Annotated in this window: 19 protein-coding genes; 10 read left to right on the plus strand and 9 right to left on the minus strand. The window is 71.3% G+C overall.

Translation table 11 applies throughout. From position 1 onward, the window contains the following. Nucleotide 1: 1 nt before the first annotated feature. Together Vgi01_RS08295 and Vgi01_RS08300 are read right to left on the minus strand one after the other, a co-directional pair. On the minus strand, nucleotides 2-1,192 hold the full coding sequence (locus Vgi01_RS08295) for a sensor histidine kinase (RefSeq protein WP_102659825.1): 1,191 nt from the start codon (nucleotides 1,190-1,192) through the stop codon (nucleotides 2-4). A gap of 76 nt (nucleotides 1,193-1,268) precedes the next feature. After that, nucleotides 1,269-2,183, minus strand: a complete 915-nt coding sequence (locus Vgi01_RS08300; protein WP_204290607.1) for a RecB family exonuclease — start codon at nucleotides 2,181-2,183, stop codon at nucleotides 1,269-1,271. An 82-nt stretch (nucleotides 2,184-2,265) separates the two neighbouring features. Between Vgi01_RS08300 and Vgi01_RS08305 the strand changes: the two genes are divergently transcribed. The 3 genes from Vgi01_RS08305 (at nucleotide 2,266) to Vgi01_RS08315 (ending at nucleotide 5,069) form a co-directional block, all read left to right on the plus strand. After that, on the plus strand, nucleotides 2,266-3,417 hold the full coding sequence (locus tag Vgi01_RS08305) for a M50 family metallopeptidase (RefSeq protein WP_102659827.1): 1,152 nt from the start codon (nucleotides 2,266-2,268) through the stop codon (nucleotides 3,415-3,417). Further along, nucleotides 3,414-4,424 carry a tRNA (adenine-N1)-methyltransferase gene (locus tag Vgi01_RS08310; protein ID WP_373306904.1) on the plus strand — a complete coding sequence of 337 codons (1,011 nt, stop codon included), beginning with the start codon at nucleotides 3,414-3,416 and terminating at the stop codon, nucleotides 4,422-4,424. The genes Vgi01_RS08305 and Vgi01_RS08310 overlap by 4 nt, the downstream gene beginning before the upstream one ends. Before the next feature lie 72 nt (nucleotides 4,425-4,496). Then, nucleotides 4,497-5,069 (plus strand): hypothetical protein, encoded by a 573-nt coding sequence (locus tag Vgi01_RS08315; protein ID WP_102659828.1) that lies wholly within the window; start codon nucleotides 4,497-4,499, stop codon nucleotides 5,067-5,069. A gap of 66 nt (nucleotides 5,070-5,135) precedes the next feature. On the opposite strand, the gene Vgi01_RS08320 is transcribed toward Vgi01_RS08315, so the two are convergent. Next, the gene (locus Vgi01_RS08320; protein ID WP_013734323.1) at nucleotides 5,136-5,429 is read right to left on the minus strand and encodes a ferredoxin; all 294 of its coding nucleotides are present in this window, start codon (nucleotides 5,427-5,429) and stop codon (nucleotides 5,136-5,138) included. Nucleotides 5,430-5,607: 178 nt separating this feature from the next. Between Vgi01_RS08320 and arc the strand changes: the two genes are divergently transcribed. From arc to prcA, 7 genes are all read left to right on the plus strand, one after another. Further along, nucleotides 5,608-7,389, plus strand: coding sequence for a proteasome ATPase (gene arc / locus Vgi01_RS08325; RefSeq protein ID WP_013734322.1), 1,782 nt, complete (start codon nucleotides 5,608-5,610; stop codon nucleotides 7,387-7,389). A 131-nt stretch (nucleotides 7,390-7,520) separates the two neighbouring features. Further along, nucleotides 7,521-9,494, plus strand: a complete 1,974-nt coding sequence (locus Vgi01_RS08330) for a hypothetical protein (RefSeq protein WP_204290608.1) — start codon at nucleotides 7,521-7,523, stop codon at nucleotides 9,492-9,494. 110 nt (nucleotides 9,495-9,604) lie between these two features. Beyond that, entirely contained in the window at nucleotides 9,605-11,122 is a 1,518-nt protein-coding gene (gene dop, locus Vgi01_RS08335; RefSeq protein WP_102659830.1) for a depupylase/deamidase Dop, read from the plus strand. 110 nt (nucleotides 11,123-11,232) lie between these two features. After that, a complete protein-coding gene (locus Vgi01_RS08340; RefSeq protein WP_092380345.1) occupies nucleotides 11,233-11,448 on the plus strand; it encodes a ubiquitin-like protein Pup in 216 nt (71 codons plus the stop codon). Nucleotides 11,449-11,914: 466 nt separating this feature from the next. After that, nucleotides 11,915-12,124, plus strand: a complete 210-nt coding sequence (locus Vgi01_RS30545; RefSeq protein WP_239088859.1) for an endonuclease VII domain-containing protein — start codon at nucleotides 11,915-11,917, stop codon at nucleotides 12,122-12,124. Continuing rightward, a complete protein-coding gene (prcB, locus tag Vgi01_RS08350; RefSeq protein ID WP_043721183.1) occupies nucleotides 12,043-12,882 on the plus strand; it encodes a proteasome subunit beta in 840 nt (279 codons plus the stop codon). The genes Vgi01_RS30545 and prcB overlap by 82 nt, the downstream gene beginning before the upstream one ends. Nucleotides 12,883-12,946: 64 nt before the next feature. After that, nucleotides 12,947-13,777, plus strand: coding sequence for a proteasome subunit alpha (prcA, locus tag Vgi01_RS08355; protein ID WP_204290609.1), 831 nt, complete (start codon nucleotides 12,947-12,949; stop codon nucleotides 13,775-13,777). 231 nt (nucleotides 13,778-14,008) lie between these two features. On the opposite strand, the gene Vgi01_RS08360 is transcribed toward prcA, so the two are convergent. The 6 genes from Vgi01_RS08360 to rfbB are packed head-to-tail and all read right to left on the minus strand — an operon-like array spanning nucleotide 14,009 to nucleotide 19,288. Beyond that, entirely contained in the window at nucleotides 14,009-15,037 is a 1,029-nt protein-coding gene (locus tag Vgi01_RS08360; RefSeq protein ID WP_102659834.1) for a glycosyltransferase family 2 protein, read from the minus strand. After that, entirely contained in the window at nucleotides 15,034-16,338 is a 1,305-nt protein-coding gene (locus Vgi01_RS08365; protein ID WP_204290610.1) for a lipopolysaccharide biosynthesis protein, read from the minus strand. The genes Vgi01_RS08360 and Vgi01_RS08365 overlap by 4 nt, the downstream gene beginning before the upstream one ends. Beyond that, nucleotides 16,335-17,036: a glycosyltransferase family 2 protein gene (locus Vgi01_RS08370; RefSeq protein WP_204290611.1), complete on the minus strand. Its 702-nt coding sequence runs from the start codon at nucleotides 17,034-17,036 to the stop codon at nucleotides 16,335-16,337. The genes Vgi01_RS08365 and Vgi01_RS08370 overlap by 4 nt, the downstream gene beginning before the upstream one ends. Beyond that, nucleotides 17,029-17,409 (minus strand): DUF2304 domain-containing protein, encoded by a 381-nt coding sequence (locus Vgi01_RS08375; RefSeq protein ID WP_102659845.1) that lies wholly within the window; start codon nucleotides 17,407-17,409, stop codon nucleotides 17,029-17,031. Before Vgi01_RS08375 ends, Vgi01_RS08370 begins: the two co-directional genes overlap by 8 nt. After that, nucleotides 17,406-18,290, minus strand: a complete 885-nt coding sequence (gene rfbD / locus Vgi01_RS08380; RefSeq protein WP_204290612.1) for a dTDP-4-dehydrorhamnose reductase — start codon at nucleotides 18,288-18,290, stop codon at nucleotides 17,406-17,408. The genes Vgi01_RS08375 and rfbD overlap by 4 nt, the downstream gene beginning before the upstream one ends. Continuing rightward, nucleotides 18,287-19,288 carry a dTDP-glucose 4,6-dehydratase gene (gene rfbB / locus Vgi01_RS08385; protein ID WP_204290613.1) on the minus strand — a complete coding sequence of 334 codons (1,002 nt, stop codon included), beginning with the start codon at nucleotides 19,286-19,288 and terminating at the stop codon, nucleotides 18,287-18,289. Before rfbB ends, rfbD begins: the two co-directional genes overlap by 4 nt. Between the last annotated feature and the right edge of the window lie 60 nt (nucleotides 19,289-19,348).

Here is a 19,348-nt window from a genome sequence, read left to right on the forward strand (position 1 = left end):
CTCAGCGGGTCTCGGTCAGTGGCTCGACCGGAATGCGCGCATACACCCGGTAGCCGCCGCCGGCGCGGGCCCCGGTCCGCAGGACACCACCGTAGAGGGCGACCCGCTCACGCATCCCCACCAGGCCGTGCCCGACCCGCTGGCGGTCCGGTGACGGCCCTCGACCGGTGTCGGTGATCTCCACTTCGACGGCGTCGTCGGGGTAGCTGACGCGTACCTGCGCGGTGGCCCGGCCGGCGTGTTTGAGGGCGTTGGTCAGCGCTTCCTGCACGATCCGGTACACGGTCAACGCCACGCCCTGCTCCACCGGCCCCGGCGTGCCGGTCACCGCGAAGGTCACCGGCAGACCGGCCTCGCGGACCTGTTCGACGAGCGTCTCGATGCCGGCGAGCCCGGGCTGGGGGGCCAGGTCGGCGGCCGGCTCCGCCTCGGTGCGCAGCACGTCCAGCAGCCGTCGCAGCTCCCGAAGGGTGGCCCGGCTGGTTTCCTCGATGGTGGCGACCGCCTCGTCTGCGGCTCTGGGATCGCGGGGCAGCACCCGCCGGACCCCGGTGGCAAGCACCCCCATCACGCTGACGTGGTGGGCCACCACGTCGTGCAGTTCCCGGGCGATGCGTCGCCGCTCGTCGGCCACCGCCTGTTCGGCGAGGGCACGCTGGTTGGCCTCGGCGACCCGGGCCCGTTCCCGTAGCGCCGCCGTGGTGGACCGGCGGGCGTGCACCGTACGACCCACGGAGAACGACACGATCCCGACCAGCAGGTTGTTCGCCACCACGTACGCCGCGCCGACCTGCGGCAGGCCCTCGGAGGGCAGCATGGGCGCCAGCACCGCCACCGGCACCCACAGCGCCACCGCGGTCGCCACCGCCGGGCGTATCGGCTGGCATGCGGCCACGGTGTAGGTGAGCACGACCAGGGTGAGGCCCTGGGTGGTCGGCACCACCTCGATCACGACCGGCAGGGCCAGCGATGCCAGCGCGGCCAGCACGGCGAGCCACGGCGCGATCCGACGCAACAGCACGGGGCTGGCACAGAGCAGGCTCCAGCCCAGCGCCTCCGGCAGCGACCGCGGCCAGAACTCCCGCGGGGACAGCAGGGTGAACAGCACCTCACCGAGCACCAGCCCGACGGTCAACAACGCGTCGCCGGCCAGCGGGCGTGCCCGTAGCCACTGCCTCAGCTGCCTACCCATGCCACGACGCTAGCCGCCCCAGCCGATAAAAGATCATCTCGGCTGGTGAACTGCCTCTCCTTCCTGAGGAGGAGAGCTACTCGTCCGCACCCGGCGTGGCGGGGCGGGTGCGGGCGTCACGCAGCGGATCCGCGCCGGGCAGATGCTCGGGGAAGGGCGGCGGGGTGCCGCCGTAGCTCGGGCAGAGCGCCTGGTGGCTGCACCAGTCGCAGAGTCGGCTCGGCCGGGGCCGGAAGTCCTGAGCGGCGGTGGCCTGCTCGATCGCCCGCCACAGCGCCACCACCGTGCGTTCGAAGCGCACCAACTCCTCGGCGTCCGGGGTGTAGTCGCACACCTCGGTGTCGCGCAGGTAGAGCAGCCGCAACACCCGGGGCACCACGCCGCGGGTGCGCCACAGCACCAGCGCGTAGAACTTGAGCTGGAACAACGCCCGCGCCTCGAACGCCTCGCGTGGCGCACCACCGGTCTTGTAGTCCACCACCCGCAGCGCGCCGTCGGGTGCCACGTCGAGTCGGTCGAGGTAGCCGCGGATGAGCAACTCCTCGTCGATCACGGCGGAGATCAGGCTCTCCCGCTCGGCCGGCTCCAGTCGGCGCGGATCCTCCACCGCGAAGTAGCCCTCCAGCAGGGCCGCCGCCGAACGCAGGAACTCGACCGCGTCGACCGTGCCGTCGTCGGCGAACAGCCCGGCCAGCTCCGGCTGCTCGGTGACCAGCCGGTCCCACTGCGGGGCGACGAGGTCACCGGCCGCCTGCGGGGTGCGCCCGGCCGCCGGCAGGTCGAACAACCGCTCCAGCACCGCGTGCACAAGCGTGCCGCGCGCCTGCTCGACCGTGGGCCGCTCGGGCAGCCGGTCGATGCTGCGGAACCGGTAGAGCAGCGGACAGGTCTTGAAATCCGCGGCGCGTGAGGGTGACAGCGAGGCCCGCACCGTTTGTGGCAACGGGGTCGAGGTCGGAGCCTGCTGGGCGATCACCGGATCCGCGGTCATGCCGTGGAAGACTAGGGCACCGGTACGACAGGGCGGCCGCCGCCGCACCGAAGGTGATCTCCCGCCGCGTAGCATCGGCTCGGTGGAGCAGAGCAGGCAGTCACGGCCGGGCCGGCGTACCGGCTTGCAGGTCGGCCGGGTCTTCGGGGTGCCGCTGTACCTGAACGCCTCGATCCTGCTGCTGGCCCTGCTGATCATCGTGCTCTACGGCGAACTGGCCGGCCAGCGGCTGGCGCTCTCGCCGACCCTCGGCTACCTGGTCGGCGCCGGCTTCGTGGTCTCGCTGCTCGGCTCGGTGCTGGCTCACGAGCTCGGCCACGCGCTCACCGCACGCCACTTCGGCATCGGTGTGCGGGGGATCACTCTCGAACTGCTCGGCGGGTACACCGAGATGGACCGGGACGCGCCGTCGCCCCGGGTGGACCTGCTGGTGTCGCTGGCCGGGCCGGCGGTCTCCGCGCTGCTCGGCGTGGCCGCCGTCGCCGCGACCGTGGCGCTGCCCGACCGCACCGTGGCCCACCAGCTCGCCTTCCAACTGGCGGTGAGCAACGTCATCGTCGCCGTGTTCAACAGCCTGCCCGGGCTGCCGCTGGACGGTGGGCGGGCGTTGCGGGCGGTCATCTGGGCGGTCACCCGGGACCGGCACCGGGCCACCGAGGTGGCCGGCTGGGTCGGCCGGGTTCTCGCCGTGGCGACCGTGGCGCTTGTCGGCCTGCTCTACGCCGCTGACCTGCTGAGTCTGCTGGCGTTGCCGCTGACCGCCCTGGTCGCGCTCACCATCTGGCACGGCGCCGGACAGTCGATCCGGTTGGCCCGGATCGGCCGGCGACTGCCCCTGATCGACCTGGCCCGGCTGGCCCGGCCGGTGTTCGCCGTACCCACCGCCACCCCGCTGGCCGAGGCCCAGCGCCGGGCCGACGAGTCGGCCCCGGACAGGCCGGTCGCGCTGCTGGTGACCGACGCCGCGGGTCGACCGGTGGCGGTGGTCGACCCGGCCGCGGCGGCGGCCGTGCCGCCGCACCGCCGGCCCTGGCTCGCCGTGGACGCGGTCGCCCGCGCGGTCGCCGACCTGCCGCGCATGTCGGTGGCCACGGACGGGGAACGGGTGCTGGAGACGGTGCAGGCACACCCGGGCGCGCAGTACCTCGTGACGGCAGGCGAAGATGTCGTCGGCATCCTGCACATCGCGGATCTGGCGCACCTGCTCGAACCTCACCGGAAGATGAACACGTGACCGTGACCCACTCCGACCCGGCCACCCCGGGCGACGCCGTGCCCGCCGAGACCCCGGAGCTGCCCCCGGTGCACCGTGGGCCGTTCCGGCCCGGTGACCGGGTGCAGCTGACCGATCCCAAGGGCCGGATGCACACGGTCACCCTGGAGCCGGGCAAACAGTTCCACACCCACCGGGGCATCCTGGCGCACGACGACCTGATCGGGCTGCCCGACGGCAGCGTGGTCACCACCTCCGGCGGCGGTACGGCCTTCCTGGCGCTGCGCCCGCTGCTGTCGGACTACGTGCTGTCCATGCCCCGTGGCGCCCAGGTGATCTACCCCAAGGACTCGGCGCAGATCGTCGCCATGGGCGACATCTTCCCCGGTGCCAAGGTGCTCGAGGCCGGCGCCGGTTCCGGCGCGCTGAGCTGCTCGCTGCTGCGCGCCGTCGGCACCAGCGGCGAACTGCACTCCTACGAGCTGCGCGAGGACTTCGCCCAGATCGCCCGGCGCAACGTGGAGGCGTTCTTCAACGGGCCGCACCCCGCCTGGCACCTGCACGTCGGTGACGTCGGCGAGTGCACCGAGACGGGTTTCGACCGCATCATCCTGGACATGCTGGCCCCGTGGGAGAACCTCGACATGGTCGAACGGGCATTGCTGCCCGGCGGGGTCTTCATCGGCTACGTCGCCACCACTCCGCAGCTGTCCGAGCTGGTCGAGGCGTTGCGGGAACGGGGCGGCTGGACCGAGCCGCGGGCCTGGGAGTCGCTGGTGCGCGACTGGCACGCCGAAGGGCTCGCGGTACGCCCCGACCACCGGATGATCGCGCACACCGCGTTCCTCGTCTCCGCGCGTAAGCTCGCCCCCGGAGTGACCGCACCGCCGCGCCGGCGCAAGCCCAGCAAGGGCACCGAGGCGTACGTGCAGCGCCGGCAGGCGCTACGCGAGGCGGAGGCGGCCCGACAGGCGAGCACGGTGTCGCAGACGCCACCGGACACGACGCAGGAGACGGGCAGGCCGTGACGGCGGAATGGGGCGGCTGGCAGTGAACGGGCGGAGCCTGGACGCGGGTTGGCGGTGGCCGGGGGTGGCCGCATGAGTCGGCCCGGTTTCGGCGGCGGTGACCTGCCGGCGGTCTTCCCCGACTGGTCGCCCTACACCGACCTCGAATCGGCGGCGCGGGCCTACCTGCGTGACCCGGACGTCGCGCTGGAGGCGCTCGGCGGCGTGCTGCGGGGGGCCTCGGTGCTCGGCTTCACCCTGGAACGCTTCGTCAACGAGGTGAACGGGGTGTGGCAGGAGGTCGTCGTCTGCGACGGCAGCCGGCTGGTGCTCTGGCACGGCGAGGACGTGCCGCCGGGGGAGGGCCCGCCCGGGTCGATGACCTCGTCGCTGCGGGTGGTGCCGGTCTCCTCGGTCACCGAGGTCGGCTGCCGCCGTCGGCTGTTCCGGCACGACAACGGCGAGATCCGGGTCGACAGCATCGACGTGTACCTGCTGCTCACCTCGCTCGACGAGACCCCGCCGAGCGAGGAGAGCGTCGGCGGGCCACGCCACGACGCGCTGCGCTTCGGCAAGACCCTCGACGACGGTGGCGCCGGGCAGATCGCCCGCCTGGAGGAGTTCGCCCGGCTGGTCGCCTCGGTGGTCGGTCGCCCGCTGCTGTGAGTGGTCGGCCGCCCGGCTGCGGTCAGCGGTCGGCCGCCCGGCTGCGGTGAGCGCGGGGAGGTGGCGTCAGTCCTCGGCGTCGGGGCCGGCCACCTCGACGCCGTCGCTGGCGCGGACGACGTGGATGCACTCGCCCGGGCACTCCCGCGCCGAGTCGATCACCTCGAGGCGCAGGTGTTCCGGTACGCCGACGCGGGCGCCCGGAGCCTGCTGGAGCTCACCGTCGGGGCCCTTGACGTACGCCAGGCCGTCGACGTCGAACTCGAAGACCTCGGGCGCGTACTGCACGCACAGCCCGTCGCCCGTGCACAGATCCTGGTCCACCCAGACCTGTACCTCGTCGGTCGCGACCTCGGCCACCGGTGCACCCCCCATGTTCTCGCGTCCCACCCCCCGACGGTACCCGAATGCCCGTACCCGCCCGCCAACCCACCCTTGGCGATCAAGCTTCGGTGACGGGCGCGTTGCGGAGGACCGAATCGGGCTCATAGCGGCTAGTGTTAGGTCAGAACGTTCAAGCCCCCCGGGGAGGTGGGACGTGGCACGCAGCGACGACGCGGACTCGCGCGCCGCACGGTGGGAGAAGGAGGCCCACGATCTCTCCACGCAGGTCGCGTTCCTTCAAGAGGAACTCGCTCTGGTGCGGCGCAAGTTGACCGAAAGCCCCCGACACGTGCGGCAGCTCGAAGAGCGACTGTCCGCCACCCAGGCGCAGTTGGCGCGGCTGACCGAGAACAACGAACGGCTCGTGAGCACCCTCAAGGAGGCTCGCGCGCAGATCGTGACGCTCAAGGAGGAGATCGACCGGCTGGCCCAGCCACCAAGTGGCTACGGCGTCTTCCTGGCCAGACACGACGACGGCACGGTGGATGTCTTCACCGGCGGGCGCAAGTTGCGCGTCGCCGTCTCGCCCTCGCTCGACGTGGGTGAACTCCAGCGCGGCCAGGAGGTCCTGCTCAACGACGCGCTCAACATCGTGGACGCGTTCGGCTACGAGCGGGTCGGCGAGGTGGTCATGCTCAAGGAGATCCTGGCGGGCCCCGAAGGTGCGCCGGGTGACCGGGCACTCGTGGTCTCGCACTCCGACGAGGAACGGATCGTCCACCTGGCCGAGACCCTGATCGGCAGTGCGATCCGGGCCGGCGACTCGCTCATGATCGAACCTCGCTCGGCGTACGCGTACGAGCGGATTCCCAAGAGCGAGGTCGAGGAGCTGGTGCTGGAGGAGGTGCCCGACGTCGACTACAGCGACATCGGTGGCCTGCACTCCCAGATCGAGCAGATCCGCGACGCGGTGGAACTGCCGTTCCTGCACGCGGACCTGTTCCGCGAGCACCAGTTGCGTCCGCCGAAGGGCATCCTGCTCTACGGCCCGCCCGGCTGCGGCAAGACGCTGATCGCCAAGGCGGTCGCCAACTCGCTGGCGAAGAAGATCGCCGAGCGGCGGGGCGAGGAGAAGCACACCAGCTTCTTCCTCAACATCAAGGGCCCGGAGCTGCTCAACAAGTACGTCGGCGAGACCGAGCGGCACATCCGGCTGATTTTCCAGCGGGCTCGGGAGAAGGCCGGCGAGGGTACGCCGGTCATCGTCTTCTTCGACGAGATGGATTCGGTCTTCCGGACCCGTGGCTCGGGTGTCTCCTCCGACGTGGAGAACACCATCGTGCCGCAGCTGCTCAGCGAGATCGACGGCGTGGAGGGCCTGGAGAACGTCATCGTCATCGGCGCCTCCAACCGGGAAGACATGATCGACCCGGCGATCCTGCGTCCGGGGCGACTCGACGTCAAGATCAAGATTGAGCGTCCGGACGCCGAGGCGGCCAAGGACATCTTCTCCAAGTACATCCTCTCCGGCCTGCCGCTGCACGCCGACGACCTGGCCGAACACGGCGGAGACGCCCAGGCCACCGTCGCCGCCATGATCGACGCGGTGGTCCTGCGGATGTACTCCGAGACGGAGGAGAACCGCTTCCTGGAAGTCACCTACGCCAACGGTGACAAGGAAGTCCTGTACTTCAAGGACTTCAACTCCGGCGCGATGATCCAGAACATCGTCGACCGGGGCAAGAAGATGGCCATCAAGGAGTTCCTCACCTCCGGCCGCAAGGGGCTGCGCCTGCAGCACCTGCTCGACGCCTGCGTCGACGAGTTCCGCGAGAACGAGGACCTGCCCAACACCACGAACCCCGACGACTGGGCCCGCATCTCCGGCAAGAAGGGCGAGCGGATCGTCTACATCCGTACGCTCGTCTCCGGTGGCAAGGGCACCGAGGCCGGTCGCTCCATCGAGACCGCCAGCAACACCGGCCAGTACCTCTGACCGCTACCCGTAGGGCCCGTGACGCTGTCGTCACGGGCCCTACGTCTATGTGTGGCCCCGCGCCACGGCCCGCACAGATCGGGCGTCAGCGCTAGACTCCGGACAACCCTCCTCGTATGCAAGGATTTCGCGTGCCCGCCGAGCAGCGCACCGTGGCCCCGCCGATCGTCCCGAGTCTGACCGCCAGCCCTGGCAAGCCGTACCGTCGACGCAATCTCGCCGTGCTGGCCGCCCTGCCGGCGGCCTGGCTGCTGCCGCTCGCCGCGGTCGCCCTCGACGCCCGCTGGGTATTGCCCCCACTGGTGCTGCTCGCCACCGCGAGCCTGCTGCGCGGCGGCCGTACCCTGCTCGACCGGCTGTTGCTGGCCACCATCCTGCTGGTCTGCCTCACCACCGCGGCCGGTCTGATCTTCGCGGTCTGGCCCTGGGGGATGAACCCGGTGGCGGTCAGCGGCACCGCCCTCACCGCCCTCGTGCTGACCGCCCTGATCACCGGACGGCGTCCCATCCTGCCGCGCCCGGCCTGGGCCGACCTGCTGCCCGTCATCGGCACCGCCGGGCTGCTCTGGTATCTCGCCCAACCCCTGCTGCGCGCCGGCGACCTGGGCGGTCGACTGAGCATCCTCAACCGCGGTGAGGACTACCTGCGGCACCTGAGCCTGGTCGACGTCATCGGTCGGCACGGCGGCTACCTCTTCGTCGACCCCGCCGCCGTCCGCGACGACCTGTTCTCCGCACTCGTGCACTACCCGCAGGGCTGGCACCTGCTCGTCGCCCTGCTCGACGGCCACCGCACCCCGCCCGGCGGTGGGCCGGCCGGCGCGGCCGCCGTGGAGCCGTTCCTCTGGTGGAACTTCGCCACCTTCGGGCTGCTGGTCCTCGTCCTGCTCTGGGCCGCACAGCGGCTCCCCGGCCCGCTGCACCCACTGAGCCGCCTGGTGCTGACCGTCGTGGTCGGCGCACTCGTGCTCGGCAGCCAGATGCCCCGGATGCTGGTGTCCGGATACCCCACCGAGACGCTCGGACTGACCCTCACCATCGTGCTCGCCGCGCTCGTCGCCCGGCCGGTGGCCGCGCCCCGGGAACACTTCCTGCTGCTCGGTGCCCTGCTCGTCGGCATCGGCTACACCTACTACCTGTTCCTGCCCGCCGCCGTCATCCTCGTCCTCGGGGCGCTGCTGGCACGGCGGCGCGAAGTACGCCGACTGCCCGGCACCACGCTCGTCGTCGGCCTGGCCACCGCCGTGCTCGCCCCGGTGCCGATCCTGCTCGGCGTGCTCCGTGCCAACCAGACCGAGTCGCTGGCCGCCACCGTCGGGCCGGACCTGACCGAGACCTGGCTCGCCCTCGGCGGCCTCGGCGTGTTCGTGGTGCCCGCCCTGCTGGTGCACGCGGTACGGCGCGGGCGGGCCGATCCGGCCTGGCGGCGCTGGCTGTTCGCGCTGCTGGTAAGCGTGGCGCTCACCCTGGCCATCGGTCAGGCCAGCATCAGCGTCGGTGGTCAGGCCGGCTACTACTTCAACAAGGCCGGTCACCTCACCACCGTGCTGCTCATCATCGGCACCGCCGCGGTGGTGCGGCTGCTGCCGGTGCCGACCCGGGGCCGCCCGGCGCGTAGGGCCGTGGCCGGTCTCACCGCCGTCACGGTCGCCGTCGCCACCGTCTGGTTCGCCGGGGTCACCGGCGGGCAGAGCAGCCTGCTCGTGGTCACCCCGCAGAGCTGGGCGCAGCGCTGGATCCACCAGGACGTCGACCGACCCGGCCGGGCCGCCGCCGTGTGCGAGCAGGTCCACCAGCGCTATCCGGCCGTCGACGGCGTCACCACGCTCATCCTCGACCGTCGGCCGTACCAGTCCTACCTGGCCAACATCTGCGTCTCCACGATGCAGGGCACCACCGCCCGGACCGAGGCCGGCATCTACGAGATGGTCTTCACCGAACCGGGCCGGACCTGGCAGATGCTGCACCGCGTGCCCGGTGAGATCCGGCTGGTGGTGGTCACCGACGGGGCCCGGGTACGGACCAACAGGATCCTGCGGGCCGTGCCTGAGCTGGCCGACCGGGTGCACATGGAGACGATGATCATTGATGATCCGCCGAGCTGATCCGCGCGACTTGCGACGCACCGACCACCACGGCAGGCCCCCGTGCGCTCACATGCCGACTACGCTCGACTGTGACGGGGATCGGTCGGGCAAGCGAAGCGGGTAGGTCGATGAGCGTAAGACGGATCATGGGCACCGAAGTCGAGTACGGCATCTCCGTGCCCGGTCAGGCCGGGGCCAACCCGATGGTCACCTCGTCCCAGGTGGTGAACGCCTACGGCGCCCGCCCGGAACTGAACCGGGGCGGTCGGGCGCGCTGGGACTACGAGGAGGAATCGCCACTGCGCGACGCCCGGGGCTTCACCTACTCCGGCGCGGTGTACGACCCGGCCGAGGCGCTCGCCGACGATGATCTCGGGCTGGCCAACGTCATTCTCACCAACGGCGCTCGGCTCTACGTGGACCACGCCCACCCCGAATACTCCACTCCGGAGGTCACCAACCCGCGTGACGTGGTCCGCTGGGACAAGGCGGGGGAGCGGGTGATGGCGGAGGCGGCGCGTCGGGCCGCCACCATTCCCGGCACCGCACCGATCCACCTCTACAAGAACAACACCGACAACAAGGGCGCCAGCTACGGCGCCCACGAGAACTACCTGATGCGCCGGCAGACGCCGTTCGCCGACATCGTGGCGTACCTGACCCCGTTCTTCGTGACCCGTCAGATCGTCTGCGGCGCCGGTCGGGTCGGCATCGGGCAGGACGGCGGCCAGAACGGCTTCCAGATCTCCCAGCGTGCCGACTTCTTCGAGGTCGAGGTGGGGCTGGAGACCACACTGAAGCGGCCGATCATCAACACCCGGGACGAGCCGCACGCCGACGCCGACAAGTACCGCCGGCTGCACGTCATCATCGGCGACGCCAACCTCTCGGAGATCTCCACGTACCTCAAGGTCGGCACCACCGCGCTGATCCTGACGATGATCGAGGAGAAGGCGCTCGGCTCGGACCTCGGCATCGCCGACCCGGTCGGTGAACTGCGCGCCGTCAGCCACGACCCGTCGCTGACCCACCGGATGCGGTTGCGCGACGGCCGTCGGCTCACCGCGCTGGACGTGCAGTGGGCCTACCTGGAGCGGGTACGCGCCTTCGTCGAGGACCGCTACGGCAGCGACGTCGACGAGCAGACCGCCGACGTGCTGGACCGCTGGGAGTCCGTGCTGGACCGTCTCGGCCGCGACGTGATGCTCTGCGCCGACGAACTCGACTGGGTGGCCAAGCTGCGGTTGCTGGAGGGCTACCGGGAGCGGGAGAAGCTCGCCTGGGGTTCGCACAAGCTGCAACTGGTCGACCTGCAGTACTCCGACGTACGGCCGGAGAAGGGGCTCTACCACCGGCTGGTCTCCCGGGGCGCGATGAAGACGCTGCTCAGCGACGAGGAGAGCCGCTCGGCGATGACCCAGCCGCCGGAGGACACCCGCGCCTACTTCCGGGGCCGCTGCCTGGCGCAGTACGCCTCCGAGGTGGTCGCCGCCAGCTGGGACTCGGTCATCTTCGACGTCGGCCGGGAGTCGCTGGTGCGGGTGCCGATGATGGAGCCGGAGCGCGGCACCAGGGCGCATGTCGGGGCGTTGTTCGACAGGTGCGCCAGCGCCAAGGACCTGCTGGAGAGCCTGACCGGCGGCTGAGTGGCCGGTGGTCGGTTGTCGCCGCGTGCGGTTTCCATACCGGCGCGTGTGAGTGATTCGTCGCTCCCGCGAGGTAAGTTCATCGCAGGGAGATCGTGGAGGAGGCAACAGTGGCCACTCGTGACAGCGGCGGTCAGTCGCAGTCGGGCAAGTCCCGCCAGGGCGAAGAGGTCGAGGACGTCACCGTCGAGGCGAACCCGGAGGTCGCCGAGCGGCACGCCGAGATCACCGAGGACGTCGACGACCTGCTCGACGAGATCGACTCCGTCCTTGAGGAGAACGCCGAAGAGTTCGTGAGGGGGTATGTCCAGAAAGGGGGAGAGTGAGGCGTATGTCCGATTCTCCGCCTGGGATGGACAAGACCTGCCCGCAGTGCCAGCGTTCGTTGCCGCGAACGGAGTTTCACCGTAACCGCCGCCGTGTGGACGGTCTTGCCTATTACTGCAAGGCGTGCGCGACCATCCGGTCGGAGGCCAGCCGACGCAAGCGTGGCGTTGCTCCGGCGCGACGATCGGCGGTACCGGTGGGACAGGGCCTGAAGTGGTGTCCCGACTGCGAGCGGATCAAGTCGCTGGACGATTTTCCGAGCACCAGCCGGAAGGCCAGCGGCCGGCACAGCTACTGCAAGCCCTGCCACAACGCGCGAGGCAAGGAGACCGCTCAGCGGCTCTACGGTGGGATCCGCGAGTACCACCTGCGGCGTCGCTACGGCATCGGGCAGGCGGAGTTCGACGAGCTGTTGGCCGAGCAGGGTGGGTTTGCGGGGTGTGCGGTGACCCCGATCCGGAACATGTGGACCACGATCATGCCACCGGGTGGGTGCGCGGGATACTCTGCTTCAACTGCAACGGTGGTCTTGGCCAGTTCCGTGACAGTCCTACGAGGCTGGCCAGGGCCATCACGTATCTGAGAGGAACCACGTGGCAGCGGGTTTTGATCCATCCGGGCGTCTACCAGATGTGTTCACCAACGCGGGGACGTCCTCCTTCACGTCGTTTCTGAGCAAGGTGGCCCCCGAGATGCTGCCCGGCCGCCGGCCACTGCCCCCGGGTATGGCCGCCGACCTGGCCCCACACGCCACCACGATCGTGGCCATCTCCGCAGCCGGTGGCGTCGTGATGGCCGGCGACCGGCGGGCCACCATGGGCAACCTGATCGCCCAGCGGGACATCGAGAAGGTGCACCCGGCCGACGCGTACTCGCTGGTGGGCATCGCCGGCACCGCCGGCATCGGCATCGAGCTGATGCGACTGTTCCAGGTGGAGCTGGAGCACTACGAGAAGATCGAGGGCGCCATGCTCTCGCTCGACGGCAAGGCCAATCGCCTCGCCTCGATGATCCGGGGCAACCTCGGTGCCGCGATGCAGGGGCTGGCGGTGATCCCGCTGTTCGCCGGGTTCGACCTGGCCGCCAAGGACCCGGCCCGAGCCGGTCGGATCTTCAGCTTCGACGTCACCGGCGGCCCCTACGAGGAGACCGGCTACGACGCGATCGGCTCGGGTTCGCTGTTCGCCCGGTCGGCGTTGAAGAAGCGGTTCCGGGCCGGCCTGTCGATCGACGACGCGGTGCGGTTGGCGGTGGAGGCGCTCTACGACGCCGCCGACGACGACACCGCCACCGGTGGCCCGGACCTGACCCGGCGGATCTACCCGGTGGTGATGACCGCGACGGCGGAGGGGACGCACCGGCTGACCGACGCGGAGACGTCGGCGATCGCCGAGAGCGTCGTCGCCGGCCGGATGGAAAACCCGGGCGGCTGAGCCGGTCCCGCAATCCCACCTGATCGCAGTTGCCCAGCACAGCGCCTGAAGGAGAGCCGCCGCCGTGGCCATGCAGTTCTACGCCTCGCCCGAACAGATCATGCGCGACCGTTCCGAGCTGGCCCGCAAGGGCATCGCCCGGGGACGCAGCGCGGTGGTCCTGAGCTACGCCGGCGGGGTCCTCTTCGTTGCGGAGAATCTCTCCAGCACCCTGCACAAGGTCAGTGAGATCTACGACCGCATCGGGTTCGCCGCGGTCGGCAAGTACAACGAGTTCGAGAACCTGCGCCGCGCCGGGGTGCGGATGGCCGACCTGAACGGTCTCAGCTACGACCGGCGCGACGTCACCGGTCTGGCCCTGGCCAACGCGTACGCGCAGACACTCGGTGCCATCTTCACCGAACAGTCCAAGCCGTTCGAGGTGGAGATCTGTGTGGCCGAGGTGGGGGCCACGCCGGAGGAGGACTCGCTGTACCGGCTCACCTACGACGGTTCGGTCAACGACGAGCCCGGCCGGATGGCGATGGGTGGCCAGTCCGAGGCGATCGCCGGGGTGCTGAAGTCGAACCACCGGCCGGACATGTCGCTCGGCGACGCGGTGAAGGTGGCGGTGCAGGCGCTGAGCAGCGTCGGTGGTGAGGGTGGTGCCGCCCGGACGATCGCCGCCAACCAGCTGGAGGTGGCGGTCCTGGACCGCAGTCGGGTGGGGCGTACCTTCCGGCGGATCACCGGCGCGGCGCTGACCGCGTTGCTCGACGGCAGCGCGGCGGGTGAGGCCGCCGACGAGGACCGGGCGAAGACCCCGACCACGCCGACCGAGGAGGCCCACAAGCCGACCACCTCGGCGGGCTCGGCCGACCTGGAGGACAAGCCCGGCAACCCGTCCGAGGCCTGACCCCACCCGGTCCGGCCGACCCGACTCGGCCCGACCACGTTCTGCGCGGCGCTCGGCAGCTTTCCGCTGCCGAGCGCCGCATCCGTTGTCGGCCCACCTGCCCGGCGCAACACCCACCGAGATGGCGTACGCCCGACCCGATCCTCCACGAGTTTCGACTCGGCCCTCCGCGCGCTGATGCACGGACTGCGCCGGCTCGAGGGTGAGCGGGCCGGGGTGGGCCGGGCTGGGTCAGGGGCGGGCGAGCAGGGGGCGGACCAGGGCCCACCAGGCGGCGGCGATCGCGTTGAACACGCCCATGCCGGGTGGGGCGTCCACGTTCGACGGTGCCACCCGGGCGGTGATCAGGTGGGCGAGGGCGCCGTCGCCGACCGTGCGTTCGGACTGGAGTTGGCGGCGGCGGGTGCGTACCCAGTTGCGGTGCCGCCACAGCCAGGACCAGCCGCGTACCTTCTGCCGGCCCCAACCGCCGGCGAGGGCCGCGGCGAGCATGGCGGCCTCGGTGAGCAGCAGCATCGGCGCCAGCAGCGCCAGGGTCCGTCCCTGGTACGCGGTGAGCAGGGTGATCAGCCGGTTGCGTTCTACCAGGTAGAGCTTGAGGGCGTTGCGGGAGAACTCGTAGTGGTGGCGGACCACCGCGTCGGGCACGTACTCCAGCCGTAGGCCACGTTGCCACAGCCGGAGGCTGAGTTCGGTGTCCTCGTGGTAGGCGAAGTACTCGGCGGCGAAGCCGCCCAACTCCTCCCAGCGTTCCCGGCTGATCATGAAGCAGCAGCCGCTGAGCGACGGTACGGCGGTGCGGCGCGCGTGGGCGGTGGCCGGCTCGCCGTTGCCGCCGGCCCAGGACAGGCCGGTGAAGTGCAGCGGGTTGCCGGAGGTGTTGATCAGTTCGGGGTTGTCGGCGAGCCGGATGGAGGCCATCGCGGCGCCCACGCCGGGCTCGGCGGCCACCGCGGTGACCTTGGCGAGCGCGTCGGGGGCGACCACCGCGTCGGAGTTGACGAAGGCCAGCCAGTCGCCGCCGGCCTCGGCGGCACCGAGGTTGCAGCCGCCGGAGAATCCGGTGTTCTGCTCCGGGCGGATCACCCGTACGCCGGGCAGGCCCTTGACCACGTCGATGCCGTCGCTGGTGCACCCGTTGTCGACGACGATGAGTTCCACGTCGACGCCGGTGCTTGCCAGCACCGCCTGCGCGGCGTCGACCAGCCAGGGTTCGGGGCCGTAGGCGAGCATCACCGCGGTCACTCGGGCCGGGCTCATCGGACACCTCCGGGAGCGGTCGCGGGCAACGTGACCGCGACGGGTGGGTTCGGGTCGGACTGACGACGGCGGCGCAGCAGGGCGAGCATGACGGCGGTGACCACCACCGAGCCCACGGTGTAGCCGAGTTCGACCCGCAGGGCGACGGACAGCGGGGCCAGGGTCGCGGCGGCCAGCGCGGCGACGCCGAGGGTCCAGGCTGCCGCCTGGGCGCGGTGCCGGTCGCGGGCCAGTAGCGCCTGGCCGAGCACCATCGCCCACAGGTACGCCAGGGTGGCCACGGCGAGCCAGGCGAAGTCGCCGCGGCCGAGGACCGCAGGCGCGTCGAAGAGGGCGTGTACGAGCCACGGCCCGAGCAGCACGGTCAGCACACCGCCACCGACGCCCAGGGCGGTGACGACTGCCAGGGCGCGTCGCAGCAGACCGCCGAAGGCCGCCTCGTCGTCGGTGGCGGCGGCGGTGGACAGGCCGGGCAGCAGCGCGGCCTGCATCGAGCCGAAGACGAACAGCGGGATGCGGACCAGCACCAGCGCCGACAGCAGCGCGCCGGCGGTGGCGACGTCGTCCGGGGCCAGCAGCCGTACGTTGATCACACCGACGTTGACCACGACCTGCGACAACAGGCTGGAGACGGTGAGCAGTGCCAGTCCGCGCAGCAGCGGCGGCCAGGGCATCGGCGTCCCACCCCCGACGGCGCGAGCCACCGGCGGGGCGGTGAGGGCGACCGCCAGCAGCGGCGCGGCGACCAGCACGAGGGCGTACGCCACAGGAGAGTCGACTCCGGCTGCGGCGAGGGCGGCGACCCCGCCGATGCGCAGCCCGCCGTCGAGCCCAAGTTGGCTGCCGTACCAGGTGAACTGGCCCAGCCCGGCGAGCACCCCACGGGTGGTGTGCGCCAGCGCCAGGGCGACAAGCGCGCCGACCAGGGTGGCCACCATGGCGCGGTTGCCGTCGAAGAGGCGTTCGGCGAGGGTGTCCGTGGCGGCGGTGACGGCCAGGACGAGCAGGGTGAGCACGGCGGCGGCGACGGTCGCGCCCCGCGCCAGCACCGGCCCCGGTGGCAGGTCGCGGGTACGCCGGGCGGCGACCAGCCGGGCGACCTCCTGCTCCACCGGCAGGAACACGCCGATGCCGACGGTGAAGACGATCGACCAGAGCACCGACAGCGACGAGTAGTCACCAGGAGTGAGGGTGTGTCCGGCCACGGCGAGATGCACGTACGAGGCCAGCCCCACCAGGGCCAGCCCGGCCCCGACGGGGACGGTGCCGGGTGGGACGAGGCGGAGCAGTCGGCGGATCACCGGCGGATGAGCGCCAGGGTGAGGACCGCCAGCGCCCGCCCGAGGTAGATCATCGCCTTGGCGGGGGAGTGGCTGGGGGTGCCGGCCATCCGCCGCCGCATCGCCACCGGGACCTGCTGGATGCGGTAGCCGCGGCGGGCGGCGTGCACGAGCGTCTCGACCGTGTCGCCGAGGTACTCGGCCGGGTACCAGCGGGCGAACATCTCGATCATGCGGCGGTTGGCGGCGCGGAACCCGGAGGTGGTGTCGGTCAGGGTGGTGCCGGCCAGGCCGGACAGCACCACCGACAGCATGCCCATCGCCCAGCGGCGCGGCCCGCGTACGGCGTAGTCGCCCTCACCGGCGAACCGGGCCCCGATGACCAGGTCGTAGTCGTCGAGCAGGTCCACCAGCTTCGGCACGTACCGGGGGTCGTGCTGCCCGTCGGCGTCGATCTGCACCGCGACGTCGTAGTCGTGGTCGTGGGCGTAGCGGTAGCCCAGCCGCATCGCCCCGCCGACACCGAGGTTGTACGGCAGCCGGGCGACGCGGGCACCGGCGGCGACGGCGACGGCGGCCGTACGGTCGGCCGATCCGTCGTCGACGACAAGCACGTCCACGCCGGGCAGTTCGCCCCGGATCTCGCGGACCACGTCGGCGATCGAGCCGGCCTCGTTGAGCGCCGGGATGATGACGAGCAGTCGTTTGCCGTTAACCATCGCGGCCCACCAGTTCCTGCTGCTGCGTCCGTTCCGCCCGGTCGGCCTCGACCTCGGCACGGAGCAGGGCGAACTCCTCGGCCAGCGTCCGGGTCTCCTCCTCCAGGGCGCTGACCTCCCAGCTGAGGTGGATGCAGACCAGCAGGAGGAAGACGATGCCGAGGAAGAGCACCAGACTGACGCCGGAGGCGACGCCGACCAGGTCGGCGACGCCGTCGAGCAGTCGGGGGAACAGCGACAGCGGGATCACCACGAACAGCAGCCCGAGCCAGAGCATGCCGTACTTCTCCCGCAGTTGCCGCCGGCGCAACAGCTCGACGATCGTGGCCAGCAGGACGAGTCCGGTCAGGCCGGTGACCAGGGTGAGCTTCATGCGACCTTCCACGGGGAGGGTGGAGCGGCGGGGGTGAACGCTTCGGTGAGCGTGGTGTGCCAGTCCGGCAGGGGGGACAGGCCGGCTTCGGCCCATCGGCCGTGCCGCAGCACACTGTACGCCGGTCGCGGTGCCGGACGCGGAAACCGACTGCTGGTGGTGGGTCGGATCCGGTCGGGGTCGAGCCCGTGCAGGGCGAACACCGCCCGGGCCAGGCCGTACCAGGTGGTCTCGCCGGAGCAGGTGCCGTGCCAGACGCCGGGCCGGGCCCGACCGTCCCGGGCCGCCTCGGCGAGCCTGACCAACTGCTCCGCCAGCGTGTACGACCAGGTGGGTTGGCCGCGCTGGTCGTCGACGACGTCGAGGAAGTCGCGCTGTTGCGCCAGGCCGAGCATGGTGGTGACGAAGTTGCGGCCGTGGGTGCCGTACAGCCAGGCGGTGCGCACCACGTGGCCGCGGTCGGGCAGCAGCCGGCGCACGGCCTGTTCTCCGGCGAGCTTGCTGCGACCGTACGCGTTGACCGGGGCTGTCGGCGCGTCCTCCGGGTAGGGGGTGTCGGCGTCACCGGCGAAGACGTAGTCGGTGGAGACGTGCAGCAGGTACGCGCCGTGCGCGGCGCAGGCGGTGGCGAGGTGGGCCACGGCGGCACCGTTGACCGCGGTCGCCGCCGCCTCGTCCTGCTCGGCCCGGTCGACGTCGGTCCACGCGGCGGCGTTGAGCACCACGTCGTGGCCGGCCACCGCGTCGGCGACGGCGGTCGCGTCGGTGACGTCGAGCTGGGTGCGGGTGACGGCCGTCGCCGTGTGTTCGGGATGACCGGCGAGCACCTCGACGGCGTCCCGCCCGAGCATCCCGCCGGCACCGGTCACCAGGAATCTCATGCGGCCGCCGCCTTCCGCAGCGGCTCCCACCAGGAGCGGTTGTCGCGGTACCAGTCGACGGTGCTGGCGAGCCCGTCGTCGAGACCGACGGTGGGCGCGTACCCGAGCTCCTTGTTGATCTTGCTGATGTCCAGCGAGTAGCGGCGGTCGTGGCCCTTGCGGTCGGCGACCAGAGTGACCCGGTCCCAGTCCGCGCCGCAGGCCTGCAGCAGCCGGCCGGTCAGCTCCTTGTTGGTCAATTCCGTGCCGCCGCCGATGTGATAGACCTCGCCGGCTCGTCCGCCCTGCTGGACCATTGCCACGCCCCGACAGTGGTCGTGCACGTGCAGCCAGTCCCGCACGTTGCCGCCGTCGCCGTACAGCGGCACGGTGCGGCCGTCGAGCAGGTTTGTCACGAACAGCGGAATGACCTTCTCCGGGTACTGGTAGGGGCCGTAGTTGTTGGAGCAGCGGGTCACCACCACGTCCATGCCGTGGGTGCGGTGGTAGGCCAGGGCGAGCAGGTCGGAGCCGGCCTTCGAGGCCGAGTACGGCGAGTTCGGCGCCAACGGCCAGTCCTCGGTCCACGAGCCCTCGGCGATCGAGCCGTACACCTCGTCGGTGGAGACGTGCACGAACCGACGCACCCCGTGCCGCAGCGCGGCGTCGAGCAGCGTCTGCGTGCCCAGCACGTTGGTGCAGACGAACGGCCCGGCGCCGGAGATCGAACGGTCGACGTGCGACTCGGCGGCGAAATGCACGATGACGTCTTGCCCCGCGACGACCTCGTCGACAACCTCGGCGTGACGGATGTCACCGTGGACGAATTCCAGTCGGGGGTCGTCGGCCACCGGCGCCAGGTTGGCCCGGTTGCCCGAGTAGGTGAGCGCGTCGAGCACCGTCACCCGGGACGGCTGGATCGGGGGCACCCCCTCGGCGCTGCCTCCGGGCGCGCCCAGCAGCATGCGCACGTACTCCGAACCGATGAAGCCGGCGCCGCCGGTGACCAGGATCCTCACGGGTCCGGAAGTCTACGCGAAACGCCCGCATTCGCCTGCGCTCGCGCCCGCGTGCCGGTT

This window comes from Micromonospora gifhornensis (genome assembly GCF_016863515.1).
GTDB lineage: Bacteria > Actinomycetota > Actinomycetes > Mycobacteriales > Micromonosporaceae > Micromonospora > Micromonospora gifhornensis.

Excerpts from the sequence above, each read along its gene's own strand:
- Vgi01_RS08295 (WP_102659825.1), bottom strand. The coding sequence starts at position 1,192 with ATGGGTAGGCAGCTGAGGCAGTGGCTACGGGCACGCCCGCTGGCCGGC.
- Vgi01_RS08300 (WP_204290607.1), bottom strand. The coding sequence starts at position 2,183 with ATGACCGCGGATCCGGTGATCGCCCAGCAGGCTCCGACCTCGACCCCG.
- Vgi01_RS08315 (WP_102659828.1), top strand. The coding sequence starts at position 4,497 with ATGAGTCGGCCCGGTTTCGGCGGCGGTGACCTGCCGGCGGTCTTCCCC.
- dop (WP_102659830.1), top strand. The coding sequence starts at position 9,605 with ATGAGCGTAAGACGGATCATGGGCACCGAAGTCGAGTACGGCATCTCC.
- Vgi01_RS08360 (WP_102659834.1), bottom strand. The coding sequence starts at position 15,037 with ATGAGCCCGGCCCGAGTGACCGCGGTGATGCTCGCCTACGGCCCCGAA.
- Vgi01_RS08370 (WP_204290611.1), bottom strand. The coding sequence starts at position 17,036 with ATGGTTAACGGCAAACGACTGCTCGTCATCATCCCGGCGCTCAACGAG.
- Vgi01_RS08375 (WP_102659845.1), bottom strand. The coding sequence starts at position 17,409 with ATGAAGCTCACCCTGGTCACCGGCCTGACCGGACTCGTCCTGCTGGCC.
- rfbD (WP_204290612.1), bottom strand. The coding sequence starts at position 18,290 with ATGAGATTCCTGGTGACCGGTGCCGGCGGGATGCTCGGGCGGGACGCC.